Genomic DNA, 9,905 nt, shown 5'->3' on the forward strand with positions numbered 1-9,905 from the left:
AACGTGATGGGGTTCTTCAGCGCCCGGCCCAGCCATTCCTTGAGCGCGGGCAGGCCCTTGTCTTCGTACACGCCGCTGCTGGCGCGGTCGCTGATGGAAACGATGCCGATGCGCACCGCGTCGCAGGTGTCACTCATGGTCGTCCTCGTGGTCGGTGTCGCCTTCGGCGGTCTCGTCGTCGCGCGACAGCGCCGTTCGCACCATCTGGAAAATGTCGCGGTAGGCCTTGCCGTGGCGCTGGGCTTCGCCCGGGCGCTCGGTCACGGCCTGGGCGTCCTTGCGGGCTTGGCGGATCAGTGTGCGCAGCTGCTGCACGTCGGTGTCGGGGGCGGACTGCAGCCAGGTGGTGAGCGCGTCGTCGTCGGCGATCAGGCGGTCGCGCCAGAGCTCGGCCTGGTGCAGGGCCAGCGTGGCCTGGGCCGACGGCTTGCGCTGTTCTTCCAGCGCGGCCTCGATGGCGGCGATGGTGCCGTCGTCGAGCTTGCGCATGAGCTTGCCGATGAACTGCATCTGGCGGCGCTTGCCCTCGAAGTTGGTGATGCGCTTGGCCTCGACCAGGGCATCGATCAGCTTGTCGCTGATGTCCTCGTGCTGCTCGCGCAGCTGTGCCATCAGGTCGCGTCGCAGGGTCAGCAGGCTCTCGCCCAGCGCCTGCAGGTGGTCGCTGTGCTTTTTGAGGTCGGTCTTGCTCATGTCGACCGAACCCTTGAGTTCTCGCTTGAGTTCCTGGTCCAGTTCGCTGCCTTCGGCAACGAATTGGCCGCGGACGTAATAGCCTTTGGGGGGTTTGCGGGACATGAAAAAAGTAACCCCTGCGATGCCTTCGGCGTCAACCCCTGCTGGGGCACCCGTCGCGGTCCGGCAAAGCCGGTTCCGTGCGGGTCTGGACGGCCGCCCGCCGGAGCGGCGGGTAGGGGCGTTGCGTGCTGGGCGGGTGAAAAGTGGACCGGCCGGTATCATAGCCGCCGACATGAAAAACCCCGCATCCTCCGCCCGCACCCCTTCCCAACCTCCCGTGAACGCTGACCAGCCCTTGCCCGGCTTCCAGTACGCGCGCAGCCGATTCGAGGAACTGGCCGACCTGGCGCTGGCCCATGCCCAGCAGCTGGGCGCTGTCGACGCCGGTGTGGAGGTTTCGGAAGGTTCGGGCCTGAGCGTGTCGGTGCGCAAGGGCGAGCTGGAGAATGTCGAACGCAACCGCGACAAGTCGCTGGGCATCACCGTCTACCTGGGGCAGCGCCGCGGCAACGCGTCCACCTCGGACTTTTCCGCTACGGCCATTCGCCAGACGGTGCAGGCGGCGTACGACATTGCCCGCTTCACCGCCGAAGACCCGGCCGCCGGCCTGCCCGACGCGCAGGACATCGCCGACAGCTACCCGGACCTGGACCTGTTCCACCCCTGGGCGCTGACGTCCGAACAGGCGGTGGAACTGGCACTGGCCTGCGAAAACGCGGCCTTTGCCACCAGCAAGAAGATCAGCAACAGCGAGGGCGCCGGTGTGTCGGCCCAGCAATCGCACTTTTTCGCGGCGCACCTGCGGGGCGGTGAACGCGGTCGGCCTGGCATCTTCAGCGGCGGTTACGCCAGTTCGCGCCACAGCCTGTCGGTGGCGCCCATCGCCGGCAGGGGCGCGCACATGGAGCGCGACCACTGGTACAGCTCGCAGCGCGCGCCGGGCGACCTGGCCAGCCCCCAGGCCATTGGCCGCTACGCCGCCGAGCGCGCGCTGGCGCGCCTGAACGGCCGCAAGATCGCCACCACCGAGTGCCCGGTGCTGTTCGAATCGCCGCTGGCCGCGGGCCTGCTGGGTGCCTACGTGCAGGCCACCAGCGGCGGCGCGCTGTACCGCAAAACCACGTTCCTGAACGACAGCCTGGGCAAGCGCGTGATGGCCAAGCACCTGGACATCGTGGACGACCCGCACGAGATCAACGGCAAGGGCAGCTCGCCGTTCGACGACGAAGGCGTGCGCACCCAGCAGCGCAAGGTGCTCAGCGCCGGCAAGGTGCTGGGCTACTTCCTGTCCACTTACTCGGCCCGCAAGCTGGGCATGCGCACCACGGGCAACGCGGGTGGCTCGCACAACCTCACCCTGACCAGCCGCCTGACGCAACCGGGCGACGACCTCAAGGCCATGCTCAAGAAGCTGGGCCGCGGCCTGTTCGTCACCGAGCTGATGGGGCAGGGCGTGAACTACGTGACCGGCGACTATTCGCGCGGCGCGTCGGGCTACTGGTTGGAAAACGGCGAGATCGCCTACCCGGTGCACGAAATCACCATCGCCGGCAACCTCAAGGACATGTTCCAGGGGATCGAGGCAGTGGGTGCCGATGCTTACAACTACGGCGCCAAGACGGTGGGCTCCATGCTGGTCAACCGCATGAAGGTGGCGGGGAGCTGACGCGTGCGCTTCCCGCCGCGCCGCGGTGACGGGACGCGTCCGATGGCGCTGTTGCGGATCCGGCCGGTGGCTGCGCGCCCCTGAAGCGCATGCGTCCGGAGCTTCTCGCCGTCGCCGCTGCTGCCTGCTGGGCGGTGTCCAGCCTGTTCTCCGCATCGCCTGCGCAACGGCTGGGGGCGTTCGCCTTCAGCCGCTGGCGCATGCTGTTCGCCAGCGCCATTCTCTGGTCGCTGGCCCTGGTGGGCGGTGGCTGGCGTGATCTGGACGCGGCTGCGGTGGCCTGGCTCGGGCTGTCGGGCGTGATCGGCATCTTCGTCGGGGACACGGCGCTATTTGCCTGCATGAACCGGCTCGGCCCGCGGCGCTCGGGCGTGCTTTTCGCCACCCATGCCCTGTTTTCCGGCCTCCTCGCCTCGCAAATTCTCGGCGAAACGCTCTGGGGCTGGGCTTTGCTGGGCAGCGGTCTGCTGGTGGGCGGTGTGATGCTGGCGGTGGTCCGCGGCAAGCGCGGGGACGAACAACACCAATGGGAGCAGACCCGGGGCCGGCTGGCCGTCGGCGTGGCGCTGGGGCTGCTGGCGGCCTTGTGCCAGTCGGTGGCGACGCTGATGCTCAAGCCGCTGATGAGCAGCGGCGTCGACGCGGTGGCCGCGTCGGCTGTGCGCATGAGTCTGGCCCTGGTGGCCCACGGACTCCTGCTGGCATCTGGCTGGCACGGCGCGCGGGCCAAGGATTCATTGCGCCGGCAGGATGCCGGCCTGATCTTTCTCAGTGCCGCGGTGGCCATGGCCCTGGGCATGACGCTCATCCTGCGCGCGATGCGCGACGGCCAGGCCGGACTGGTGGCGATCTTCTCTTCGCTGACGCCCGTGTTGATCCTGCCGTTGCTGTGGGCGGTCTACCGCCGGCGGCCCGCGGATGGCGCCTGGTTGGGCGCCTTGCTGGCGGTCGCCGGCACCGCACTGATCCTGGCCTGAGGCGCTGGCCTCACTGCTTGCGCTGCACGAACAGGTTGCGGCGGGCGTCTTCCGGGTAGGCGAATGTCACCGCGCCGTTCTTGACCCTGCCCATCACCAGCATGTTGGGTGTCACGGCGTCCTTGTCGTCCAGGCTGAACGGTTTGTCGTAGGTGGCCACCACGCCGTAGTACACACGCGGGATGTTTTCCAGCGCGGCTTTGAGCGCCGGCCCGGTGAACTTGCCGTCGCGGATCGCGAACATCGCGTACGTCAACAGGTAGGTCGTGTCGTAGGACTGCGCGGCGGACATGGGCACAGCGATCTTTTGTTGGTACTTGCGGTTGTAGGCGCTCAGGAAGGCGGCGCGCCGCTCGTTGCTCGGTTCGGCGATGAAGGTCTGTGCCATCAGCGCGCCGTCGGCCGCGGCCTTGGCCCCGTTGATGAAGAACGGGAACGACAGCGGCCAGGCGCCCACCTGGGGCACGTCCCACTTGAGGTCCCGCTTGCCGTTGGCGATGGTGGCGTTCTCGGGGCCGACGGTGTAGCTGAACAGCACATTGGCCCCGGCCTCACGCGCGGCGGCCAGTTCCTTGCTCAGGTCTTTGACGCCGAGCGCGAAACGCGCCACGTACACCGGCTTGAGCTGCTTGGCCGCCAGCGCCGCCTCAACGTCCTTGAGGCCAGCTTCGCCATAGCCGGTGGTGTCGGCGAAGATGGCCACCCTGGTCCAGCCGCGCTTGACCAGATCGTTGACCACGAACGGCGCCTGGATGGCGTCGCGCGCCGACGTGCGGAAAACATAGCTCTGCGCGGCCGGGAATTTGGCGGTCAGCGGCGTGCCGGTCGCGCAGGGAATGATGAGAGGTACTTGCGCGTTCTGGAACGTGTCCAGGGACTTCTGCGCCACCCCGGTGTTGCAGAAGCCGATGGTGGCGATCACCCCTTCCTTGACCAATTCCTGCGAGCCTTTGAGGCCCGCGTCGGGGTTGCCCTGGTCGTCCTTGATCACGAGCTCCAGCGGCCGGCCCAGGTAGCCGCCCACCGCGTTGATCTCGTCCACCGCCAGCTGCACGCCGTGCAGCATGGGGTTGCCAAAATCAGAAGACGGGCCGCTGAACGGGCCGATGACGCCAATGCGGACCGGCTGGGCGGGCTGGGCCACGGCGGTCGCGGCCACCAGCGTGGCGCACAGCCCGAGGGCCCAGGTCAGATGAAAGCGGGGAAAACGCATGCGGCCTCCAGGAAGTGCCGCGAGTGTAGGAACCGCGATGTGGTCGGTGTGACGCGGTTAACCCTGAAACCGCGTCACAGATTCAGGCTTTCGTCAGCCTGCGAGCGCGGCCTTCACGGCGGCCGAGACCTGGCCCATGTCGGCCTTGCCGGCCAGCTTGGCCTTGACCGCGCCCATGACCTTGCCCATGTCGCCGGGGCCCACCTTCTGGCCCAGTTCTTCGCCCAGTTCGGTGACGATGGCCCTGACTTCGGCCGCCACCTCCTCGGCCGACAGGCGCGCCGGCAGGTAGGCTTGCAGCACCTTCATCTCGGCGCTTTCCTTGTCGGCCAGGTCCATGCGGTCGGCCTTGGTGAAGGCTTCGATGCTGTCCTTGCGCTGCTTGATGAGCTTGTCGACGATGGCAATGACCATGGTGTCTTCCAGCTCCACGCGCTCGTCGACTTCCTTTTGCTTCATGGCAGCCGTCAGCAGGCGGATGGTGCCCAGGCGCTCGCTGTCCTTGGCGCGCATCGCGGCCTTCATGTCTTCGGTGATCTGTTCCTTGAGGCTCATGGTGTTCTCTCTTGGTTGTTCTGGAAAACCGTCGATTTTCTCAGACCTCTTCGAGCACCAGCAGCTCCTCCACCGTCTGGCGACGGCGGATCAGGCGGTGGCTGTCGCCGTCCACCAGCACCTCGGCCGCCAGCGGGCGGCTGTTGTAGTTGCTGGACATCGAGGCGCCGTAGGCCCCTGCGTCGTGCAGCACGAGCAGATCGCCGACCTTGGCCTGCGGCAGCACGCGCGTGAGCACCACACCACCCTCGGCCTGGGTGAACACGTCGCCCGATTCGCACAGCGGGCCGGCGACCACGGTCTCGACCGTGGCGCGCGGCGCGTCGTCGGCCGGGATCAGGCCCATGCCGTGGTACGCGCCGTACATGGAAGGACGCATCAGGTCCGAGAAGCCGGCGTCCACCAGCGTGAAGCGGTTCGCCCCCATCGGCTTGGTGGCGCGCACCTCGGTCACCAGCACGCCGGCCTCGGCCACCAGGAATCGGCCGGGTTCAAGCTCCAGGTGCACCGGATGGCCCAGGTGGGCGGCGATGCTGCGGCGGGCGTCGTCCCACAGGCTGAAGTAGTGGGCGGTGTCGATGCGAGGCTCCCCCTCGCGGTAGGGGATGGACAGGCCGCCGCCGGCCGAGATGGCCTGCAGGTCCGAGCCGGCGCGCTTCACGAGCGCCACCATGGCCTGGCAGACGGCCTGCAGGTGCGCGTAGTCCACGCCGGAGCCGATGTGCATGTGCAGGCCCACCAGTTGCAGGCCGTGCTGTTTCACCGCGGCGAGGGCGTCGTCCAGCTCGGCGTGCCAGATGCCGTGTTTGCTGTGCTCGCCGCCGGTGTTGGTCTTGTTGCTGTGGCCGTGGCCGAAACCGGGGTTGATGCGCAGCCACACCGGGTGGCCGGGCGAGACCGCGCCCAGCTGGTGCAGCATGTCGATGGAGCCGGCGTTGACCGGCACGCGGTGTTCCACGACCGTGGCCAGCGTCGCATGGTCGAACAGGTCGGCGGTGAAGACGATGCCCGAGGCGCCCTGGTCGTTCACTTCAGCGGTGAAGCCAGCGGCCATCGCGCGCAGGATCTCGCCGCGCGAGACCGCGTCGACCACCACGCCCTGCTCGCGCATCAGGCGCAGCAGGTGGATGTTGGAGTTGGCCTTCTGCGCGAAGCGGATGGTGTCGAAAGCGCGCAGTTCGGCGATGCGGGCGCGGATGGTGGCGGCGTCGTAGACCCACAGCGGGGTGCCGTGCTGGCGGGCGAGGGACTGGAGCAGGGTGTCGGAAAAGGGGTTCATGGGCACGGATGATCCCGGTTCTGGTCATATTGAGCAATGCCAGATAATTCAACATCGATTCAAAACTGATATGAAACTGAGCCACCGCCAGATCGACTTCTTCCGTGCCGTCATGGGCACCGGCCACGTCACGCGCGCGGCCGAGCTGCTGCACACCTCGCAGCCCACGGTCAGCCGCGAACTGGCGCGGCTGGAGCAGGTGCTGGGCTTTGTGCTGTTCGAGCGGGTCAAGGGCCGCCTGAAACCCACTGTGCGGGCACTGGCGCTGATGGAGGAGGTGGAGCAGTCCTATGTGGGGCTGGAACGCATCGCCGCCACCGCTGTGTCGCTGAGGGCATACGCGCACGGCCGGCTGCAGCTGGCCTGCCTGCCGGCCCTCTCGCACGCCTTGCTGCCCGACGCGATCCGGCGCTTTGCGCTGCAGCAGCCCGAGGCGGCGGTGGGACTGACCCCCATCGAATCGCCGCAGCTGGAGGCGGCGCTGTCGGAACAACGCTTCGACCTGGGGCTGTCCGAACGCCACGAAGCGCCGGCCGCCTGCACCTTGCAGACCCTGCTGGTGGCCGACGAGGTGGCGGTGCTGCCAGCCGGACACGCGCTGGCACACAAACCGGTGCTGGCGCTGGGCGATTTCGCGGGCCAGTCCTTCATCAGCTTCGCGCCCGCCGATCCGTACCGCCAGCAGGTGGACGCGCTGTTTGCAGCGGCGGGCGTCGCGCGCGACCTGCGGCTGGAAACGCCCAGCGCAGTCTCCGTCTGCGCCCTGGTGCGACAGGGGCTTGGGCTGGGCATCGTCAACCCGCTGACGGCGCTGGAGCTGGCCGGGGAAGGCTTGGTCGTCAAGCCGCTGAGCGTGAGGATTCCCTTCCACGTGGCGCTGATCCGCCCGAGCTGGCGCACCGAGCATCCGCTGCGGGCCGACTTCGAGGCCGCCCTGGTCGAGGCAGCCGTGGCCCTGAAAACCCGCCTGTCCGGTGCCGTACAGACGTAAAAAAACCCGCTGCAGCGTCCTGAGCGGGTTTTTTCCGAAGCGACTGAAGGATCAGTACAGCTTCTTGGGCAGCTGCATCGAGCGCACGCGCTTGTAGTGGCGCTTGACGGCGGCGGCCTTCTTGCGCTTGCGCTCGGCGGTCGGCTTTTCGTAGAACTCGCGGGCGCGCAGGTCGGTCAGCAGACCCAGTTTTTCGATGGTGCGCTTGAAGCGACGCAGAGCGACGTCGAACGGCTAGTTGTCTTTAACACGGATGGTCGTCATTGAAGGAAAGATTCCAGAATGCACAGAAAGAGGATGAACGGGAAGATCGGGCCCGGGCATCGTTTCTGCAAAGTTCCCCCGCCTGTTAACTAGTATTGGCCGACGGGGGTTTGCCAGCAAAGCCTTGGATTATAGCCTTGTCGATCGGGTTTGCCAGCGTTTTGCGGCGTTGAAGGCCCGTCCGACGTCGCCAATCAGTGGTTTTCCGGTGCGCCCAGCGCCATGGCACAGGCGTGCGCGCTGGCCCAGGCCCACTGGAAGTTGTAGCCGCCCAGCCAGCCGGTCACGTCCACCACTTCGCCGATGAAATACAGGCCCGGCTGTTTCGATTCCATGGTCTGCTGCGACAGGTCGCGGGTGTCGACGCCGCCCAGCGTCACCTCGGCTTTCTTGTAGCCCTCGGTGCCGGTGGGCACCAGTTCCCAGCGGGCCAGGCGCTCGGCCAGCCGCGCCAGGGCCTTGTCGCTGCATTCGGCCACCGGGCGCTGCCATTCCTTGTCCTGTTCGACCCAGGCTTCAGCCAGGCGGGATGGCACCCACTGCGCCAGTTCGTTCACGAGCAGCTTGCGCGAGCGCTGTTTGGCGTCGGCCAGCGCGGCCGGCAGGTCCACCTCGGGCGCGAGGTTGAGGCGGATCGGTGTGCCCGGTTTCCAGTAGCTGGAGATCTGCAGCACCGCCGGGCCCGACAGGCCGCGGTGCGTGAACAGCAGGTCTTCGGCGAACACGGTCTTGTTCTTCTTGTCGCCGGTTTCGATCAGCACCGGCAGCGCCAGGCCTGCCAAGCCGGCGTAGGGCGCCCAGCCGGCCCCATCAAAGGTCAGCGGCACCAGGCCGGGGCGCGGTTCCACCGTGCGCAGACCGAACTGTTTGGCCACCCGGAAACCGAAGTCGGTCGCGCCGATGGCCGGGATCGACAGGCCCCCGGTGGCGATCACGACCTTGCGCGCCTGCACCGGTCCCCGGTCGGTGTCCAGTTCGTAGCCCCCGTCGGCCATGACGCGCAGGTCTTTCACGCCGCAGGGCTGCCAGCGTGTCACACCACCGGCCGCGCACACGGCCAGCAGCATGTCGATCAGGTCGCCGGCCGAGCGGTCGCAGAACAGCTGGCCCTTGTGCTTCTCGTGGAAGGGAATGCCGTGCTTCTGCAGCAGCGCGATGAAGTCGGCCGGCGTGTAGCGCGAGAGCGCCGAGCGGCAGAAGTTCGGGTTCTCGCCGACGTAGTGCTTGTGCGGCTGGCGCACGTCGATGTCGCGGTTGGTGAAGTTGGCCCGACCACCGCCGGAGATGCGCACCTTCTCGGCCACCTTCTCGCTGTGGTCCAGCAAAAGCACTTTCAGGCCGCGCTGACCGGCCATGCCCGCACAAAAAAGGCCGGCCGCACCCGCGCCGACCACCACCACATCGAAGGTCTGCACGGGCTCAGCCTTTCCAGACGAAGGGGAACTTCACCTGTTTCCAGAAACCGTTGGGTACGTAGTCGCCCAGCACGCCGTAGCGTTCGGGCCATTCGCGGTCGCTTTTGACGGCGGTGCCGAAAAGGTGGTCGATGAAGGCAAAGTGGGCTGCATAGTTCTTGTCCAGCGCCTCCTGGTCCTGGCTGTGGTGCCAGTGGTGGAAGTTGGGCGTCACGATCAGGTAGCGCAGCGGCCCCAGCCGCACGCTGACGTTGGCGTGGTTGAACACCGCCTGGAAACCGACCACGATGATGTAGGCGTCGATCACGTCCTTGGAAAACCCCAGCATGTAGACCGGAACCAGCACCAGCGTGCGGGTGATCAGGATCTCGATCACGTGCTGGCGCGAACCGGCCAGCCAGTCCATGTGCTTGGCGCTGTGGTGCACCGCGTGCAGGCGCCAGAGCAGTGGCACCTCGTGGTAGGCGCGGTGCGTCCAGTACTGCACCAGGTCGGCCGCCAGGATGATCAGCGGCAGCGCCACCCAGAACGGCAGCCCGCCGACCCAGCCACGCACGCCGTCGACCGCCGCCCAGCCGAACAGCTTATGCACCAGCAGATTGGTGGCCAGCAGCATGAAGCCGATCAGCATGTGGTTGACGATGAAGTGGTGCAGATCAGTCTGCCACTCGGGGCGAAACACCGGCTGGTCCTTGCGCAGGGCGAACAGCTTCTCGATGAAGATGAAGATCAGCGCGGACCCCAGCAGGTCCAGGATCAACCAGTCCAGGCCGATGTAGGGCGTGTGGTCGGCGAAGTTCGGATCGA

At 67.2% G+C, this 9,905-nt stretch carries 9 protein-coding genes and 2 pseudogenes; 3 read left to right on the forward strand and 8 right to left on the reverse strand.

The window, feature by feature from the left end:
• Both ACR2JA_RS15110 and yjgA read right to left on the reverse strand, forming a co-directional pair.
• A pseudogene (locus ACR2JA_RS15110) lies at nucleotides 1-137 on the reverse strand (molybdopterin adenylyltransferase); the annotation flags it as partial.
• On the reverse strand, nucleotides 130-798 hold the full coding sequence (gene yjgA / locus ACR2JA_RS15115) for a ribosome biogenesis factor YjgA (RefSeq protein WP_434009904.1): 669 nt from the start codon (nucleotides 796-798) through the stop codon (nucleotides 130-132). The pseudogene ACR2JA_RS15110 and the gene yjgA, both read right to left, overlap by 8 nt.
• A gap of 172 nt (nucleotides 799-970) precedes the next feature.
• Between yjgA and pmbA the strand changes: the two genes are divergently transcribed.
• On the forward strand, nucleotides 971-2,404 hold the full coding sequence (gene pmbA, locus ACR2JA_RS15120; RefSeq protein ID WP_434009905.1) for a metalloprotease PmbA: 1,434 nt from the start codon (nucleotides 971-973) through the stop codon (nucleotides 2,402-2,404).
• Nucleotides 2,405-2,493: 89 nt separating this feature from the next.
• Entirely contained in the window at nucleotides 2,494-3,381 is an 888-nt protein-coding gene (locus ACR2JA_RS15125) for a DMT family transporter (protein ID WP_434009906.1), read from the forward strand.
• 10 nt (nucleotides 3,382-3,391) lie between these two features.
• Here the strand turns inward: ACR2JA_RS15125 and ACR2JA_RS15130 are convergent, their stop codons facing one another.
• The 3 genes from ACR2JA_RS15130 to lysA all read right to left on the reverse strand — a co-directional run bounded on the left by ACR2JA_RS15130 (nucleotide 3,392) and on the right by lysA (nucleotide 6,428).
• The gene (locus ACR2JA_RS15130; protein ID WP_434009907.1) at nucleotides 3,392-4,594 is read right to left on the reverse strand and encodes an ABC transporter substrate-binding protein; all 1,203 of its coding nucleotides are present in this window, start codon (nucleotides 4,592-4,594) and stop codon (nucleotides 3,392-3,394) included.
• Nucleotides 4,595-4,687: 93 nt separating this feature from the next.
• A complete protein-coding gene (locus ACR2JA_RS15135; RefSeq protein ID WP_434009908.1) occupies nucleotides 4,688-5,149 on the reverse strand; it encodes a GatB/YqeY domain-containing protein in 462 nt (153 codons plus the stop codon).
• Between the two features lie 40 nt (nucleotides 5,150-5,189).
• Nucleotides 5,190-6,428, reverse strand: coding sequence for a diaminopimelate decarboxylase (lysA, locus tag ACR2JA_RS15140; protein WP_434009909.1), 1,239 nt, complete (start codon nucleotides 6,426-6,428; stop codon nucleotides 5,190-5,192).
• A gap of 70 nt (nucleotides 6,429-6,498) precedes the next feature.
• Here lysA and ACR2JA_RS15145 point away from each other — a divergent pair, with 70 nt between their 5' ends.
• Nucleotides 6,499-7,419: a LysR family transcriptional regulator gene (locus tag ACR2JA_RS15145; protein WP_434009910.1), complete on the forward strand. Its 921-nt coding sequence runs from the start codon at nucleotides 6,499-6,501 to the stop codon at nucleotides 7,417-7,419.
• Nucleotides 7,420-7,470: 51 nt separating this feature from the next.
• On the opposite strand, the pseudogene rpsU reads toward ACR2JA_RS15145, so the two are convergent.
• The 3 genes and pseudogenes from rpsU to ACR2JA_RS15160 all read right to left on the reverse strand — a co-directional run.
• Nucleotides 7,471-7,683: pseudogene (rpsU, locus tag ACR2JA_RS15150) on the reverse strand (30S ribosomal protein S21).
• A gap of 194 nt (nucleotides 7,684-7,877) precedes the next feature.
• On the reverse strand, nucleotides 7,878-9,098 hold the full coding sequence (locus tag ACR2JA_RS15155; protein WP_434009911.1) for an NAD(P)/FAD-dependent oxidoreductase: 1,221 nt from the start codon (nucleotides 9,096-9,098) through the stop codon (nucleotides 7,878-7,880).
• Nucleotides 9,099-9,102: 4 nt separating this feature from the next.
• A partial coding sequence (locus ACR2JA_RS15160; RefSeq protein WP_434009912.1) for a sterol desaturase family protein occupies nucleotides 9,103-9,905 on the reverse strand: 803 nt, incomplete at its 5' end.

Origin of the sequence: Hydrogenophaga sp., from assembly GCF_051007235.1 — a bacterium.
Taxonomy (GTDB): Bacteria; Pseudomonadota; Gammaproteobacteria; order Burkholderiales; family Burkholderiaceae_C; genus Hydrogenophaga.

What these genes read in the sequence shown, in the direction of transcription:
- ACR2JA_RS15125 (WP_434009906.1), top strand. Translation starts at nt 2,494, where the DNA reads ATGCGTCCGGAGCTTCTCGCCGTCGCCGCTGCTGCCTGCTGGGCGGTG.
- ACR2JA_RS15135 (WP_434009908.1), bottom strand. Translation starts at nt 5,149, where the DNA reads ATGAGCCTCAAGGAACAGATCACCGAAGACATGAAGGCCGCGATGCGC.
- yjgA (WP_434009904.1), bottom strand. Translation starts at nt 798, where the DNA reads ATGTCCCGCAAACCCCCCAAAGGCTATTACGTCCGCGGCCAATTCGTT.
- ACR2JA_RS15130 (WP_434009907.1), bottom strand. Translation starts at nt 4,594, where the DNA reads ATGCGTTTTCCCCGCTTTCATCTGACCTGGGCCCTCGGGCTGTGCGCC.
- lysA (WP_434009909.1), bottom strand. Translation starts at nt 6,428, where the DNA reads ATGAACCCCTTTTCCGACACCCTGCTCCAGTCCCTCGCCCGCCAGCAC.
- pmbA (WP_434009905.1), top strand. Translation starts at nt 971, where the DNA reads ATGAAAAACCCCGCATCCTCCGCCCGCACCCCTTCCCAACCTCCCGTG.
- ACR2JA_RS15145 (WP_434009910.1), top strand. Translation starts at nt 6,499, where the DNA reads ATGAAACTGAGCCACCGCCAGATCGACTTCTTCCGTGCCGTCATGGGC.